Here is a 14,703-nt window from a genome sequence, read left to right as displayed (position 1 = left end):
AACAACCGGGAGCGAAGCGGTCCTTCAGTTCCCGGCCGCCGGACGGCAGGCTCGATCGCGTCCCACCCCCTCGCTCCGGGAGCCTTCCATGATCCTTGTCACCACCCCGACCGGCCGGATCGGCGGCCGGGTCCTCGACTCGCTCCTCGACGCCGGGGACGCGGCGGGGGACGTCCGCGTGATCGTGCGCGATCCCGCGCGCCTGCCCGCGCGGGTGCGCGACCGGGTCGAGGCCGTCGCCGGCTCGCACGCCGACCCCGAGGTCACCGCCAAGGCGTGCGCGGGCGTCGACCGGGTGTTCTGGCTGGTGCCGCCGACGCCCACCGCCGACAGCGTCGAGGGCCACTTCCGCGCCTTCACGCGGCCGCTGGTCGACGCGATCCGCGCCCAGGGCGTCCAGCGGGTCGTCGCCGTCTCCACGCTGGGCCGCGGTGTCGCCCGTCAGGCCGGGCAGATCTCGGCCTCGCTGGCCATGGACGACGTGGTCCGGGCCACCGGGGTCCACCACCGGGCGCTGTGCCCGCCGTACCTCATGGAGAACCTGCTCCACCAGACCGCGGCGATCAGCGAGGGCGGAGTGCTCGCCATGCCGGCCCCCGGCGACCGGGTTTTGCGCACCTGCGCCACCCGCGACGTCGGGGACACGGCGGCGCGGCTGCTGCTGGACGGCACCTGGACCGGCCAGGAGGACGTCCCGGTGGTCGGCCCCGACGCGCTGACGCCCGAGGACATGGCGCGTGTCGTGGCCGAGGTGCTGGACGTCCCGGTGCGCTTCCAGCGGCTCGGCTTCGCGGACTACACGGCGTCGCTGCTGCGGTACGGGGCGAGCGAGGACTGGGCGCGGGCACTGGGCGACCTCACGACCGCCACCGCCGAACAGGGCTTCTACGGCATCTCGGCGCCCCCCACCCCCGACACGGCGCCCACCTCCTTCCGGCGCTGGTGCGAGGAGGTACTCAAGCCGGCCGCCCTGCGCTGACGGGCACGGCCGCCGGCTACCGCTCCAGCAGCATCCGCTGGAGTTCCCGGGCCGCCCGCGGTGGTGCCACATCGCTGCGGTGGGCGAGGGCGATGGTGCGGTGCAGGCCGGGCCGGGCCAGGGGGGTGACGCGCAGTCCCCGGCCCGCCCGGGCGGCGACCATGCGGGGTACGACGGCCAGGCCGAGCCCGGCCCGGACGAACCCCAGGACCGCGTCCATCTCGCCGCCCTCCACCGCGAAGTCCGGCTCGAACCCGGCGGAGCGGCACGCGGCGACGGTCAGTTCGCGCAGGTCGTACCCGTGCCGGAACATCACCAGCCGCTCGCCCTCCAGGTCGCCGATCTCCACCGCCCGCCCGTCCCGGCCCGGCACCGGCGCCTCCGGCGAGGACACCACCACCAGGTCCTCGCGCAGCAGCTCCACGGTCGTCAGCGCGGGCGCCGGCGTCGGCAGCGGCAGCACGACCAGCGCGAGGTCGAGCGCGCCCCGGGCCAGGCCCCGCACCAGGTCGTGCGAGCCGCCCTCCTCGATCAGCAGCCGGACGCCGGGATACCGGTCGTGGAAGGCGCGCAGCACGTCCGGCAGCAGCCCGGTGCACAGGCTCGGCGTCGCCCCCAGCCTGACCCGTCCCCGCCGCAGCTGCACCAGCTCCTGCACCTCGTGCCGGGCGGTGTCGGCGTCGGCCAGGATGCGCCGGGCGAGCGGCAGCAGCGCCTCGCCCGCGTCGGTCAGGGTGATGTTGCCCCGGGCACGCCGGAACAGATCCGCGCCCAACTCCCGCTCCAGCGCCTTGATCTGCTGGGACAGCGACGGCTGGGCGACATGGACCAGCTCGGCGGCCCGGGTGAAGTGCCGGGTCTCGGCGACGGCCACGAAGTACTGGAGCTGCTGGAACTGCACCCCACCAGCATAGCTTCAGCCTATGGAAACGAGCCGGACCATGTCTTGGACCGATCGGGAGTATCGGCCCTAGCGTGCTGCTCATGGCACTGGCAACGCGGACGGGCCGACGGCCGTCCATGGCGCGCACGATGTGGGACTCCTCCGTCGGCAAGAAGACCGTGATGGCCGTCAGCGGCCTGATCATGCTGCTGTACCTGGTCGCGCACATGATCGGAAACCTGAAGATCTACTTCGGCGCGGGCGAGTTCAACCACTACGCGCACTGGCTGCGCACCGTCGGCGAACCCTTCATGCACTACGAGTGGACGCTCTGGATCATCCGGGTCGTCCTCGTCGCCGCCGTGGTCGCCCACGCCGTCTCCGCCTACCAGCTCAGCCGCCGCGACATCCGGGCGCGGCCCAGCACGTACGTGCACAGGAAGCCGAAGGCCTCCTACGCGACCCGCACCATGCGCTGGGGTGGCGTCATCCTCGGCCTGTTCATCGTCTGGCACATCCTCGACCTGACCACCGGCACCGTGCACCCCGGCGGCTTCCAGGAGGGCCACCCGTACCAGAACGTCGTGGACACCTTCTCCACCTGGTACGGCGACGTCGTCTACATCGTCGCGATGCTGGCGCTCGGCCTGCACATCCGGCACGGCTTCTGGAGCGCCGCCCAGACCCTCGGCGTCGGCAGCCGGAGGCGCGACCGCGCCCTGAAGACCGCTGCCAACGTCCTCGCGCTGCTGCTCACGGCCGGCTTCATCGCCGTACCCGTGGGCGTCATGACCCAAGTGGTGAGCTGACATGACCGACTACGTCAACCATCGGACCGGTGAACCGGTCACCGACACCAAGGCCCCCTCCGGCCCGATCCACGAGCGCTGGGACAGGCGCCGCTTCGAGGCGAAGCTCGTCAACCCCGCCAACCGGCGCCGGCACACGGTCATCGTCGTCGGCACCGGCCTGGCCGGCGGCTCCGCGGGCGCCACGCTCGCCGAACAGGGCTACCACGTCGTCCAGGTCTGCTACCAGGACTCCCCGCGCCGCGCCCACTCCATCGCCGCGCAGGGCGGTATCAACGCGGCGAAGAACTACCGCAACGACGGCGACTCCGTCCACCGCCTGTTCTACGACACCGTCAAGGGCGGCGACTTCCGGGCCCGCGAGTCCAACGTGCACCGGCTCGCGCAGATCTCCGTCGAGATCATCGACCAGTGCGTGGCCCAGGGCGTACCGTTCGCCCGCGAGTACGGCGGCCTGCTCGACACCCGCTCCTTCGGCGGCGTTCAGGTGTCGCGCACCTTCTACGCCCGCGGCCAGACGGGACAGCAACTGCTGCTGGGCGCCTACCAGGCGCTGTCCCGGCAGATCGCCGCGGGGAACGTGGAGATGCACCCACGGACCGAGATGCTCGACCTGATCGTGGTCGACGGACGGGCGCGCGGCATCGTCGCCCGGGACCTGGTCACCGGCAGGATCGGCACCTACTTCGCGGACGCCGTCGTCCTCGCCTCCGGCGGTTACGGCAACGTCTTCTACCTGTCGACCAACGCCATGAACTCCAACGCGACCGCGATCTGGCGGGCGCACCGGCGCGGCGCCTACTTCGCCAATCCCTGCTTCACCCAGATCCATCCGACCTGCATCCCGCGCACCGGCGACCACCAGTCGAAGCTGACGCTGATGAGCGAGTCGCTGCGCAACGACGGCCGGATCTGGGTGCCCAGGGCCCAGGGCGACACCCGCCCGCCGAACGAGATCCCCGAGGACGAGCGCGACTACTACCTGGAGCGCATCTACCCGTCCTTCGGCAACCTCGTGCCCCGGGACATCGCCTCCCGCGCCGCGAAGAACGTCTGCGACGAGGGCAGGGGGGTGGGCCCCGGCGGACAGGGCGTCTACCTGGACTTCGCCGACGCCATCCGGCGCATGGGCCACCCGGCCGTCGAGGAGAAGTACGGCAACCTGTTCGACATGTACCAGCGGATCACCGACGAGGATCCGTACCGGGTGCCGATGCGGATCTATCCGGCCGTGCACTACACCATGGGCGGCCTGTGGGTCGACTACGACCTCCAGACCACCGTGCCCGGCCTGTTCGCGATCGGCGAGGCCAACTTCTCCGACCACGGCGCCAACCGGCTCGGCGCCTCCGCGCTCATGCAGGGCCTCGCCGACGGCTACTTCGTGCTGCCCGCCACCATCAACGACTACCTCGCCCGCAACCCGCACCAGGAACCCGTCACCGACCGCCACCCCGTCGTCCAGGAGGTGCTGGCCGACACCGAGGACCGGATCAACCTGCTGCTGGCCGTGGACGGCGACCGTACCCCGGACTCCTTCCACCGGGAACTGGGCGAGCTGATGTGGGAGTTCTGCGGCATGGCACGCAGCGACGCCGGGCTGCGCAAGGCCCTGGAGCGCATCCCGCAGATCCGCGAGGAGTTCTGGCGGCGGATCAGGGTGCCCGGCACCGGCGAGGAGTTCAACCAGTCGCTGGAGAAGGCCAACCGCATCGTGGACTACCTGGAGCTCGCCGAGCTGATGTGCCTCGACGCGCTGCACCGCACCGAGTCCTGCGGCGGCCACTTCCGCGAGGAGTCCCAGACCCCGGACGGCGAGGCGGCCCGCAAGGACGACGCGTTCTCCTACGCCGCCGCCTGGGAGTTCACCGGCACCGGCGAGGCCCCCGTGCTGCACAGGGAAGACCTGGTCTTCGAGTACGTCCACCCCACCCAGCGGAGCTACGCATGAAGCTCACCCTGCGCGTCTGGCGGCAGAAGAACGCCGACGCCGAAGGAGCCATGTCCACCTACGAGGTGGACGCCATCTCGCCCGACATGTCCTTCCTGGAGATGCTGGACGTCCTCAACGAACGGCTCATCCTCTCCGGTGAGGAGCCGGTCGCCTTCGACCACGACTGCCGCGAGGGCATCTGCGGCGCGTGCAGCCTGGTCATCAACGGCGACGCGCACGGCCCCGAGCGCACCACCACCTGCCAGCTGCACATGCGGTCCTTCCGGGACGGCGACACCATCGACATCGAGCCGTGGCGGGCGTCCGCCTTCCCGGTGATCAAGGACCTGGTGGTGGACCGGTCGGCGTTCGACCGGATCATCCAGGCCGGCGGCTACGTCACCGCGCCCACCGGCTCCGCGCCGGAGGCCCACGCCACGCCGGTGCCCAAGGCCGACGCCGACTTCGCCTTCGAGCACGCCGAGTGCATCGGCTGCGGCGCGTGCGTGGCCGCGTGCCCGAACGGCGCGGCGATGCTGTTCACCTCAGCCAAGGTCAACCATCTCAACGTGCTGCCCCAGGGCGCGCCCGAGCGGGAGACGCGGGTGCTGGACATGGTGGCGCAGATGGACGCGGAGGGCTTCGGCGGCTGCACGCTGGCGGGGGAGTGCGCCACCGCCTGCCCGAAGGGGATCCCGCTCGTCTCCATCACGGGCATGAACCGCGAGTGGCTGCGGGCGGCCCGGAAGGCGGGCAAGCGGTAGCGGGTCACCACGTGAAGACGTTCGCCTGACGGAGGCGGGCGGGCGGGGCCGGGAGTGGTGCTCCCCGGCCCCGTCTGGTGTTCCGGGCCGCCCGCGCGCCGACCAAGGCGTTCACCGCGCCCACATCCGCGCTCCCGGCACCGGTCACGCGGGCGCCAACCGGCGTCGGAAGAACAGGGGCGGCGGGCCGTAGCCACCGGGCCCGCCACCCGCTGCCGCCGACCCCGGCCCGTGCCCAGGAGTAAGCCATGACCGGCGTGACCACCCTCGACCGTCCCCCACAGCCCGCGGCCCCCACCCGCTACACCGTCACCCTCGCCCGTGACGAGGCCGACGTGCGTGCCGCGCAGCGGCTGCGGTACGAGGTCTTCGCCGGGGAGATGGGGGCCCTGCTGGCCACCCCCGAGCCCGGGCACGACATCGACGCCTTCGACGCCTACTGCGACCACCTGCTGGTGCGCGAGGAGGTGACCGGGCAGGTCGTCGGCACCTACCGGCTGCTGCCCCCGGAGCGGGCCGCGGTCGCCGGCCGGCTGTACTCCGAGGGCGAGTTCGACCTCACCGCGCTCGACGCGATCCGGCCCGGCCTGGTCGAGGTCGGCCGCTCCTGCGTACACCCCGCCCACCGCGACGGCGCCGTCATCGGCCTGATCTGGGCCGGCCTGGCCCGCTACATGACCGACCGGGGCCACCAGTGGCTGGCGGGCTGCTGCTCCGTACCGCTCGCCGACGGCGGGGCGCTGGCCACCGGCACCTGGGAGCGGGTCCGGGACAGGAACCTGGCGCCCGCGGAGTTCCGGGTCCGGCCCCTGCTGCCGTGGACCCCGAACGCCCAGGCCCCGGCCGCCCGCACCGAGCTTCCCGCCCTGCTGCGCGGCTACCTCAGGCTCGGCGCCTGGGTGTGCGGGGAGCCCGCGTACGACCCGGACTTCCAGGTCGCCGACCTGTACGTGCTGCTGTCGATGCGCCGGGTCCACCCGCGCTACCTGCGGCACTTCCTCTCCCTCGTGCCGGCCTGATGAACGGCTGGCTGCCCACCGCGCCCTGCACCCCGGACGCCTGCGTGGAGCGGACCCCGGCCCCCGTGCCCGTAGCCCGGGCCGTGCTGCGGCTGGCCGCGGTGGCGGCCCTGGTCCTGGCCGGGATCGCGCTGTCCCCGCTCGGCGGGCGGATTCCCGCCGAGCGGGTCGGGCGCTGGTGCCGGTGGATCGTGCGGGCCGCCGGGGTGCGGGTCTCGATCACCGGCGCCGCCCCGCCGTCCGGCGGCCTGCTGCTGGTCGCCAACCACGTCTCCTGGCTGGACGTCCCGCTGCTCACCGCCGTACGCCCGGCCCGGATGCTCGCCAAGGCCGAGGTCGGGCAGTGGCCGGTGGCGGGCGCGCTCGCCGCGCGCGGCGGGGCCCTGTTCATCGAACGGGACCGGCTGCGCGCGCTGCCCGGCACGGTCGCCCGGATCGCCGGCGCCCTGCGCGCGGGCGCGGCCGTGACCGCCTTCCCCGAGGGCAGCACCTGGTGCGGGCGCGCCCACGGCCGGTTCCGCGGGGCCGTCTTCCAGGCCGCGCTCGACGCGGGCGTGCCCGTCCAGCCGGTCGGCCTGCGCTACCGCCGGCAGGACGGAGGATGCGGCACAGCGGCCGCCTTCGTCGGCGCGGACACCCTCCTGGCCTCGCTGTGGCGGGTGGCCCGGGCCCGCGGCCTGGTCGCCGAGGTGGACGTCCGGCCGGTGATCCCGCCGGGCGCCCACCCCGACCGGCGTTCCCTCGCCCGGGCCGCCCAGACGGTGGCCCCGGAACCGACGACCGCACATGGGGAATGTCTGATATGCGTAAATCCGGTGCGAGAGGGAAGTCGGAGAGTGCACATCACTACTCCCTGAGGAGCGTGTGCCCATGTCTACGGGAACGCTTCTGGCGATCATCATTCCGATCGTGGTGGTGATCGCTCTGGCCGCTGTGGCGGTCTCACTGCTGATGCGACGCCGTCACCTCCGTGAGCGCTTCGGCCCGGAGTACCAACGGACGGTCGAGGGATCCGACAGCCGGCTCGCCGCCGAGCGTGAGCTCAGGGAGCGCGAGAGGCGACACGACTCGCTGGACATCAAGGAGCTGCCCCCCGTCTCACGGGACCGCTACACGCGGGAGTGGACCAGCGTCCAGGAGGAGTTCGTCGACCGGCCGGAGGACGCGGTGCACGACGCCGACCGGCTGGTGACCTCCCTGATGCACGAGCGCGGGTATCCGACCGAGGGGTACGAGCAGCAGATGAAGGACCTCTCGGTGGAACACAGCTCCACGCTGGAGCACTACCGGGCCGCGCACGAGGTGGAGGACCTCTCCACCCGCAAGCAGGCGACGACCGAACAGCTGCGGGGCGCCATGGTGCACTACCGCGCGCTGTTCGACGAGTTGCTCTCCGACGGCGGCGGCCGGGCGCAGCACGCCCGGTCCTGACCGCGACCACCACTCCGTACGGAGGAACGCATGCACAGGAACGAGGACGCGGGCCGCACCGGCGAACTGTCGACCGAGGACCTCGCCCAGCCGACCACCACCGGTGCGGGCGCCGAGCCGGAGGAAGCCTCCTCGGACGCCCCGGTGTACCCCGGTGAGAGCACGGGGACCGCGGGCATGGAATCGCCGGGCGGTGCCGACACGGCCGTCGGAGCCGGAGCCGGAGCCGGAGCCGGAGCCGGAGCCGGAGCCGGAGCCGGAGCCGGAGCCGGGGCCGGAGCCGGAGCCGACACCGACACCGACGCTTCGGGAACTGCCGAGGCGCCGGCCGCCACGGGCGGCGCGGGCGGTGCGAGCGGCGCGGTCACAGAAGACGAGGTTCCGCAGCTGCTGACGGACGACGACGAGCGGTCCTTCCGCGACCGCTGGCAGGCGATCCAGAACCGGTTCGTCGACGATCCCCGCGAGGCCGTACACGACGCCGACGCCCTGGTCGCGGACGTCATGCAGACCCTGGCCTCCACCTTCGCCCAGCACAAGAAGGACCTGGAAAGCCAGTGGGGCGAGGGCGAGCAGGTGGACACGGAGGAACTCCGGGGAGCGCTGCGACGCTACCGTTCCTTCTTCAACCGCCTGCTGAGCACCTGAGCCCCGCCCGCCGCCCACGGCGCCCCGCCCGGCTCAGGGCATGACCCGCAGGAGGTAGGGCGCCGTGGCGCCGCCCTCCGCCCGCGCCACCCGCTGCGGCGGGCCGGCCGCCACGATCCGGCCGCCCCGGTCGCCACCGCCCGGGCCCAGGTCGATCACCCAGTCGGCACCCGCGACCACCGTCATGTCGTGCTCGACCACGACGACCGTGTGCCCGGCGTCGACCAGCCCGTGCAGCCGCTCCGTCAGCACCTCCACATCGGCGGGGTGCAGCCCGGTCGTCGGCTCGTCCAGCAGGTACAGGGTGTGGCCGCGGCGCCCGCGCTGGAGCTCGCTCGCCAGCTTGATCCGCTGCGCCTCCCCGCCGGACAGCTCGGTCGCCGGCTGGCCGAGCCGCAGATAGCCGAGGCCCACGTCGAGCAGGGCGCCCAGGCTGCGGGCGGCCCCCGGGGTGTCCGCGAAGAACTCCGCAGCGGCCTCCACGGTCAGGTCCAGCACGTCGGCGATGCTCCGTCCCCGGTACGTCACCCGGAGCGTCTCGGGGTTGTAGCGGGCGCCGCCGCAGTCCGGGCAGGGCGCGTAGGTGCTCGGCAGGAACAGCAGCTCCACGCTGACGAACCCCTCGCCCTGGCAGGTCTCGCAGCGCCCTCCCGCCACGTTGAACGAGAACCGCCCGACCCCGTACCCGAGCGCCCGCGCCTCCTCGGTGCCGGCGAACACCCTGCGGACGACGTCGAACAGGCCCGTGTAGGTGGCCAGGTTGGACCGCGGGGTGCGCCCGATGGGCCGCTGGTCGACCCGGACCAGCCGCCCGACCCCCGGCACGTCCTGCGTCAACTCGCCGACGAGCGTGGACTTCCCGGAGCCGGAGACACCGGTGACCGCGGTGAACGCGCCGAGCGGGAAGGCGGCCGTCACCTCGCGCAGGTTGTGCCGGGACACCGGGCCCACCGTCAGCCAGCCGCGCGGCTCGCGGATCCGGCGCGCCGGCCCGGGGGACTCGTCGAAGAGGAACGCGGCCGTCGCCGACTCCTCGACCGAGGCCAGTTCGGCCGGCGGACCGCTGTACAGCACCCGGCCGCCGTGCTCGCCCGCGCCGGGGCCCACGTCGACCACCCAGTCCGCGCCGCGCACCACGTCCAGGTGGTGCTCCACCACGAACACCGAGTTCCCGGCCGCCTTCAGCCGCTCCAGCACGGTCAGCAGCGCCTCGGTGTCCGCCGGGTGCAGCCCGGCGGACGGCTCGTCCAGCACGTAGACGACACCGAACAGCCCCGAGCGCAACTGGGTGGCGAGCCGCAGCCGTTGCAGCTCGCCCGCGGACAGGGTCGGGGTGGACCTGTCCAGGCTGAGATAGCCGAGGCCCAGCTCGACCACCGGCGCGATCCGGGACTTCAGGTCGGCCGTGAGCACCCTGGCCGTCTCGTCGCCGCCGTCGAGCAGCCCCGCCAGGTCGGTCAGCGGCAGCGCGGCCAGCTCGGCGATGGTCCGGCCCCCGAACGTCACCGCGAGCGCCTCGGGCCGCAGCCGGCTGCCCCCGCAGGCCGGGCAGGGCGCACTGGTCAGGAACCGTTCCGCCTTCGCCCGCAGGGTCGGCGACCTGGTGTCGGAGAAGGTCTTCAGCACATACCGGCGGGCACTCGTGTAGGTGCCCTGGTACGGCCGTTGGATGCGGTCGGCGTCCCGGACCGGGTGCACGGTGACGACCGGCTGCTCGTCGGTGAACAGGATCCACGCCCGCTGCTCGGCGGGCAGCTCGCGCCAGGGCCGGTCCACGTCGTACCCGAGCGCGTCCAGGATGTCCCGCAGGTTCTTGCCCTGCCAGGCGCCGGGCCAAGCCGCCACGGCCCCCTCGCGGACGGACAGCGAGGGGTCGGGGACCAGCAGGTCCTCGGTGGTCTCGTGCACCCGCCCGAGGCCGTGGCACTCCGGGCAGGCACCCGCCGCCGTGTTCGGTGAGAACGCGTCGGAATCGAGCCGCTCGGCCCCCGGCGGATAGCTGCCGGCCCGCGAGAACAGCATGCGCAGCGAGTTGGACAAGTTGGTGACCGTGCCCACCGAGGAGCGCGAGGTGGGGGCCGCGCGGCGCTGCTGGAGCGAGACCGCGGGCGGCAGCCCGGTGATCTCCCCGACCTTCGGCGCCCCGACCTGGTGGATCAGCCTGCGCGCGTACGGCGCGACCGACTCGAAGTACCGCCGCTGCGCCTCGGCGTAGACCGTGCCGAACGCCAGCGAGGACTTGCCCGAGCCGGAGACGCCCGTGAACACGGCCAGGACGTCCCGGGGGATGTCCACGTCCACGCCCTTGAGGTTGTGCTCACGGGCACCGCGGACGCGGACGTACGGATCACGGGCGTACGGGTCGGGGGCAGACGGGTCGTAGGGATCACGGGGGCTGTGCATCGGGAGATACTCTCACCGCCCCCGTGCGCTACGCCTGCGGAGGGTTGTCCCGGTCCTGCGGGCGGGTGCCGAACTCGTCCCGCAGCTTGTCCTGGCCGGTGTCGACCTGCGACCGGTACTTGTCCCCGGTGCGCTGGTCGAGGTAGTCCCCGCCCTTGTCGATGCCCTTGTCGGCCATGCCCTCATGGCCCTTGAGCATGCCCTTGATCTTGTCCATGAAAGACATGACGGCTCTCCTCGTCGCTTTCGGGTTCGCCCTCCCAGGGTCACCGGCCCGGGCCGGAACCGCATCTCGAACGGCCCTGCGGCTCAGCCGCCCGGCGCGAAGAGCGCGGCGAGCCGCCGGTGGGAGTCCAGCAGGGCCGTACGGTCGTAGGTGCTGGTGGTGACGAGCACCTCCTCGGCGCCGGTCTCCTTCAGCACCCCCTCCAGCTCGTCGGCGACCTGCTCCGCGGTACCGGCGATGTGCCCGGCGAGAGCGGACTCGTAGAACTCCCGCTCCCTCGCGGTCATCGTGCGGGCCTCGACCGACTCGGCGGGGACGAGCGGCGGGAAGGTGCCGTGGGTCCGGGAGTACGCCATCGACCAGGCCTCGGGGACCAGCAGCCGGCGCGCCTCCGCCTCGGTGCCGGCGACCGCGACCGTGCCGGAGACCACCACGTACGGCTCGGACGCCCAGGGGGAGGGGCGGAACAGGGAGCGGTACTCGTCGATGCCGCGCAGCATCCGCTCCCGGCCGCGCAGGTCACCGATGACCATGGGCAGACCCGCGCGGGCCGCGATCCGCGCGCCGTCGCCCATGGCCAGCACGAACGGCGGCACGGTCAGGCCCTCCGCGGGGCGGGCGTGCACCCCGGTCGGCGAGCCGCCCGTGAACCAGCCCAGCAGCTCCCCGAGCTGCGCCGCGAAGTCCCCGGCGTCCTCCTTGTCCCGGCCGAGCGCCTTGCGCACCCCGTCCGTGAAGCCCACGGAGCGGCCGAGCCCCATGTCGATCCGCCCCGGGAACAGCGCCTCCAGCACCCCGAACTGCTCGGCCACCACGAGCGGTCGGTGGTTGGGCAGCATCACACCGCCGGTGCCGACCCGCAGGGTGCGGGTGGCCGCGGCGACCGCCGCCGCGAGCACGGTCGGCGCCGAACCGGCGACCCCGGGCACCCCGTGGTGCTCCGACACCCAGAACCGGTGGTAGCCGAGCGCCTCCACCTCCCGGGCCAGCGCGACGGTGTCCCGCAGCGCCTCGCCGGGCGGGCGGCCCTCGCGGGTGCGGGAGCGGTCGAGGACGGAGAACCGGGTCCGGCTGATCACTGTGCTGCTCACGCAGGGTTCAACGCCCTGCCGGGCACGGGATTCCCGCGGGTACGCGCGGTCAGCGCACGGACACGCGGGGTGCGGCCGTGGTGGGCGTCAGCGGCGTCCGGTGTCAGGCCGCCCCGGCCGTGGCGCGGGACCGGATCGAGGTGGTGCGCACGCGGTCTCCCGGGTGCCGGCAGGCTCGGTCGTCCCCTGGTCGCCGCCGGTGGCGCGGGGGTTGCCGGGGCCCCGGGGCTGGCTAGGGTGGCCGGTGTGACCGACAGCAGCAGGCGCCCGCTCGCCGTGTTCGACCTCGACAACACGCTGGCCGACACCGCTCACCGCCAGCACTTCCTCCAGAGCCGGCCGCGCGACTGGGACGCGTTCTTCACCGCCGCGCCCCAGGATCCGCCGCTCGCGCGGGGCGTGGCGCTGGCCGTCGAGAGCGCCGGCACCTGCGAGGTCGTCTACCTCACCGGTCGCCCCGAGCGGTGCCGCCGGGACACGCTCGACTGGCTCGCGGCCCACGGGCTGCCCGAGGGGCGGGTGTACATGCGGAGCAACGCCGACCGCAGGCCGGCGCGGTTCACCAAGCTGCAGATCCTGCGCGGGCTCGCCCGGGACCGTGAGGTGCGGATGCTGGTGGACGACGACGAACTCGTGTGCGACGACGCCGAGAGCGCCGGGTTCACGGTCGTACGGGCCCGCTGGGCCGCGAAGTCGGCCGCGCTGGAGGAGGCGCAGGAGCGCGAAGGGCGTACCTGAGAAGCCGTACCGGGCGGACCGGTCACCGTTGAACGCCGTTGGTCGGCGTTCAGTCGGCGGTCAGTCGCCGTTCTCGATGCGGAAGCCCACCTTCAGGCCCACCTGGTAGTGCTCGACCCGGCCGTTCTCGATCTGGCCGCGGACCTGGGTCACCTCGAACCAGTCCAGGTTGCGCAGGGTCTGGTCGGCACGGGCGATGCCGTTGCGGATGGCCTGGTCGACGCCCTCGTGCGAGGTGCCGACGATCTCGGTGACCCGGTAGGTGTGGTTCGGCATGCGGGTGCTCCTCTCGTGTCACGCCGTACTCCACTCACGCCGTACTCCACCGTGCCGTATCCGCGCCCCGTCCGCACGGCGTCGCCGGTGAGCCACCGGCAGCCCTTGACCTCCGCATTGGTCCATACCAAAATCCAGCACACCCGTACGAGCCGCGCGCTCGTCCCCCCACGCCGGGCCCCCTTCCCTGTCCCCGCACTCCCGCCAGACAGAACAGGACCCCTCGTGAGACGACGTCTGCTCGCCCTCCTCTGCGCCACCGGCTCCCTCGTCGGCGGCTGCGGACTGCTCCCCGGCGACCACGAGCGCACGACCGTCACCGTGTGGCTGATGAAGGACAGCGCCTCCAAGGACTTCCTGCGGCGGTTCACCGAGGACTTCGAACGCCGCCACACCGGCCTGCGGTTGGACATCCGCATCCAGGAGTGGACCGGCATCGTCGAGAAGGTCCGCACCGCGCTGAAGGCGGACTCCGGCGACGGCCCGGACGTCATCGAGGTCGGCAACACCCAGGTGCCGCTGTACGCCGACGACGGCCGACTAGCCGACCTCACCCTGGAGTCGATGCGGGACTGGGGCAAGGAGAAGTGGCTGCCCGGCCTCGCCCAGCCCGGCAAGGACGGCAACAAGCAGTACGGCATCCCCTGGTACGCGGCCAACCGTGTCGTCATCTACCGCAAGGACCTCTTCGACCGGGCCGGCATCACCCACCCGCCGAGGACCCGCGAGGAGTGGCTCGCCGACACCGAGAAGCTCGACGCCGGTGACACGCAGGGCATCTACCTCGCCGGGCAGGACTGGTACACGCTCTCCGGCTTCGTCTGGGACGAGGGCGGCGACCTCGCCCGGGAACAGGACCACACCTGGCGGGGCACCCTGGACACCCCGGCCGCGCTGCGCGGCATGGACTTCTACCGCCGGCTCCAGGCGCTCGGCAGGGGGCCCGTGGACGCCGACGAGGAACACCCGCCCCAGGCCGGTGTGTTCGCCGGCGGCAGGGTCGCCCAGATCATCGCCGTACCCGGGCTCGCCCGGGCCGTCGTCCGGCAGAACCCGGACCTGGCGGGCAAGCTCGGCTTCTTCCCCGTGCCCGGGAGAACCGCCGGACGGCCCGGGACCGTCTTCACCGGCGGCTCCGACCTGGTCGTCGCGGGCAACACCGACGACCAGTTCGCCGCGACCGCCGTCGTCGGGGCGCTCACCGGCGCCAAGTGGGACACCGAACTCGCCCGCACCATGAACTACGTGCCCAACAAGACCACCCTGGCCGGCGCGGTCGCGGGCGAGGAGGGGGCCGCCGCCATGGCCGCGGGCGCGGCACACGGCCGGGCGACCCCCCACACCCCTCAGTGGGCGGACGTCGAGGCCGACAACCCGATCAAGGAGTACATGACCCGGGTGCTCGGCGGTGCGGACCCGGCGACCGAGGCCCGCCGCGCCTCCCGGAAGATCACCGAGGCGCTCGCCCCCGACCTGGGCTGACCGGCCCCGGACGGCTCACCC

Annotated in this window: 15 protein-coding genes; 10 read left to right on the top strand and 5 right to left on the bottom strand. The window is 73.2% G+C overall.

What is annotated here, in order from left to right:
- Positions 1-88: 88 nt before the first annotated feature.
- On the top strand, positions 89-979 hold the full coding sequence (locus ACZ3ZD_RS13995) for an NAD(P)H-binding protein (RefSeq protein WP_467396405.1): 891 nt from the start codon (positions 89-91) through the stop codon (positions 977-979).
- A gap of 16 nt (positions 980-995) precedes the next feature.
- Here ACZ3ZD_RS13995 and ACZ3ZD_RS13990 read toward each other — a convergent pair whose 3' ends face one another.
- Positions 996-1,880 (bottom strand): LysR family transcriptional regulator, encoded by an 885-nt coding sequence (locus ACZ3ZD_RS13990; RefSeq protein ID WP_467396403.1) that lies wholly within the window; start codon positions 1,878-1,880, stop codon positions 996-998.
- 119 nt (positions 1,881-1,999) lie between these two features.
- Here ACZ3ZD_RS13990 and ACZ3ZD_RS13985 point away from each other — a divergent pair, with 119 nt between their 5' ends.
- The 7 genes from ACZ3ZD_RS13985 to ACZ3ZD_RS13955 all read left to right on the top strand — a co-directional run bounded on the left by ACZ3ZD_RS13985 (position 2,000) and on the right by ACZ3ZD_RS13955 (position 8,466).
- Positions 2,000-2,671, top strand: a complete 672-nt coding sequence (locus tag ACZ3ZD_RS13985; protein ID WP_467396519.1) for a succinate dehydrogenase — start codon at positions 2,000-2,002, stop codon at positions 2,669-2,671.
- Position 2,672: 1 nt separating this feature from the next.
- Positions 2,673-4,622: a fumarate reductase/succinate dehydrogenase flavoprotein subunit gene (locus tag ACZ3ZD_RS13980; RefSeq protein ID WP_467396402.1), complete on the top strand. Its 1,950-nt coding sequence runs from the start codon at positions 2,673-2,675 to the stop codon at positions 4,620-4,622.
- Positions 4,619-5,368: a succinate dehydrogenase/fumarate reductase iron-sulfur subunit gene (locus ACZ3ZD_RS13975; protein WP_467396400.1), complete on the top strand. Its 750-nt coding sequence runs from the start codon at positions 4,619-4,621 to the stop codon at positions 5,366-5,368. Before ACZ3ZD_RS13980 ends, ACZ3ZD_RS13975 begins: the two co-directional genes overlap by 4 nt.
- 248 nt (positions 5,369-5,616) lie before the next feature.
- Positions 5,617-6,387, top strand: coding sequence for a GNAT family N-acetyltransferase (locus tag ACZ3ZD_RS13970; RefSeq protein ID WP_467396398.1), 771 nt, complete (start codon positions 5,617-5,619; stop codon positions 6,385-6,387).
- Positions 6,387-7,244 carry a lysophospholipid acyltransferase family protein gene (locus ACZ3ZD_RS13965; protein ID WP_467396397.1) on the top strand — a complete coding sequence of 286 codons (858 nt, stop codon included), beginning with the start codon at positions 6,387-6,389 and terminating at the stop codon, positions 7,242-7,244. The genes ACZ3ZD_RS13970 and ACZ3ZD_RS13965 overlap by 1 nt, the downstream gene beginning before the upstream one ends.
- A 13-nt stretch (positions 7,245-7,257) precedes the next feature.
- Positions 7,258-7,818: a hypothetical protein gene (locus ACZ3ZD_RS13960; protein WP_467396395.1), complete on the top strand. Its 561-nt coding sequence runs from the start codon at positions 7,258-7,260 to the stop codon at positions 7,816-7,818.
- A 30-nt stretch (positions 7,819-7,848) separates the two neighbouring features.
- The gene (locus ACZ3ZD_RS13955) at positions 7,849-8,466 is read left to right on the top strand and encodes a hypothetical protein (protein ID WP_467396393.1); all 618 of its coding nucleotides are present in this window, start codon (positions 7,849-7,851) and stop codon (positions 8,464-8,466) included.
- 33 nt (positions 8,467-8,499) lie between these two features.
- On the opposite strand, the gene ACZ3ZD_RS13950 is transcribed toward ACZ3ZD_RS13955, so the two are convergent.
- The 3 genes from ACZ3ZD_RS13950 to ACZ3ZD_RS13940 all read right to left on the bottom strand — a co-directional run bounded on the left by ACZ3ZD_RS13950 (position 8,500) and on the right by ACZ3ZD_RS13940 (position 12,186).
- On the bottom strand, positions 8,500-10,869 hold the full coding sequence (locus ACZ3ZD_RS13950) for an ATP-binding cassette domain-containing protein (protein ID WP_467396391.1): 2,370 nt from the start codon (positions 10,867-10,869) through the stop codon (positions 8,500-8,502).
- Positions 10,870-10,897: 28 nt separating this feature from the next.
- Positions 10,898-11,095: an antitoxin gene (locus ACZ3ZD_RS13945; protein ID WP_467396389.1), complete on the bottom strand. Its 198-nt coding sequence runs from the start codon at positions 11,093-11,095 to the stop codon at positions 10,898-10,900.
- Positions 11,096-11,178: 83 nt separating this feature from the next.
- Complete coding sequence (locus ACZ3ZD_RS13940; protein ID WP_467396387.1) at positions 11,179-12,186, bottom strand: LLM class flavin-dependent oxidoreductase; 1,008 nt, start codon at positions 12,184-12,186, stop codon at positions 11,179-11,181.
- A 246-nt stretch (positions 12,187-12,432) separates the two neighbouring features.
- Here ACZ3ZD_RS13940 and ACZ3ZD_RS13935 point away from each other — a divergent pair, with 246 nt between their 5' ends.
- Positions 12,433-12,924: a phosphatase domain-containing protein gene (locus ACZ3ZD_RS13935; RefSeq protein ID WP_467396385.1), complete on the top strand. Its 492-nt coding sequence runs from the start codon at positions 12,433-12,435 to the stop codon at positions 12,922-12,924.
- 60 nt (positions 12,925-12,984) lie between these two features.
- Here the strand turns inward: ACZ3ZD_RS13935 and ACZ3ZD_RS13930 are convergent, their stop codons facing one another.
- Complete coding sequence (locus ACZ3ZD_RS13930; protein ID WP_467396383.1) at positions 12,985-13,200, bottom strand: dodecin; 216 nt, start codon at positions 13,198-13,200, stop codon at positions 12,985-12,987.
- 225 nt (positions 13,201-13,425) lie between these two features.
- Here ACZ3ZD_RS13930 and ACZ3ZD_RS13925 point away from each other — a divergent pair, with 225 nt between their 5' ends.
- Positions 13,426-14,682, top strand: a complete 1,257-nt coding sequence (locus tag ACZ3ZD_RS13925; RefSeq protein WP_467396381.1) for an extracellular solute-binding protein — start codon at positions 13,426-13,428, stop codon at positions 14,680-14,682.
- Positions 14,683-14,703: the final 21 nt, after the last annotated feature.

The sequence above is a fragment of the Streptomyces sp. NPDC023481 genome, assembly GCF_055560195.1.
The sequence above is the reverse complement of the archived record's forward strand: the minus strand, read 5'-3'. Positions and strand labels throughout refer to the sequence as shown.

Bases quoted from the DNA above. Each gene is read 5' to 3' on its own strand.
- ACZ3ZD_RS13995 (WP_467396405.1), top strand. From the start codon at position 89: ATGATCCTTGTCACCACCCCGACCGGCCGGATCGGCGGCCGGGTCCTC.
- ACZ3ZD_RS13985 (WP_467396519.1), top strand. From the start codon at position 2,000: ATGGCGCGCACGATGTGGGACTCCTCCGTCGGCAAGAAGACCGTGATG.
- ACZ3ZD_RS13980 (WP_467396402.1), top strand. From the start codon at position 2,673: ATGACCGACTACGTCAACCATCGGACCGGTGAACCGGTCACCGACACC.
- ACZ3ZD_RS13975 (WP_467396400.1), top strand. From the start codon at position 4,619: ATGAAGCTCACCCTGCGCGTCTGGCGGCAGAAGAACGCCGACGCCGAA.
- ACZ3ZD_RS13970 (WP_467396398.1), top strand. From the start codon at position 5,617: ATGACCGGCGTGACCACCCTCGACCGTCCCCCACAGCCCGCGGCCCCC.
- ACZ3ZD_RS13965 (WP_467396397.1), top strand. From the start codon at position 6,387: ATGAACGGCTGGCTGCCCACCGCGCCCTGCACCCCGGACGCCTGCGTG.
- ACZ3ZD_RS13960 (WP_467396395.1), top strand. From the start codon at position 7,258: ATGTCTACGGGAACGCTTCTGGCGATCATCATTCCGATCGTGGTGGTG.
- ACZ3ZD_RS13955 (WP_467396393.1), top strand. From the start codon at position 7,849: ATGCACAGGAACGAGGACGCGGGCCGCACCGGCGAACTGTCGACCGAG.
- ACZ3ZD_RS13950 (WP_467396391.1), bottom strand. From the start codon at position 10,869: ATGCACAGCCCCCGTGATCCCTACGACCCGTCTGCCCCCGACCCGTAC.
- ACZ3ZD_RS13945 (WP_467396389.1), bottom strand. From the start codon at position 11,095: ATGTCTTTCATGGACAAGATCAAGGGCATGCTCAAGGGCCATGAGGGC.
- ACZ3ZD_RS13930 (WP_467396383.1), bottom strand. From the start codon at position 13,200: ATGCCGAACCACACCTACCGGGTCACCGAGATCGTCGGCACCTCGCAC.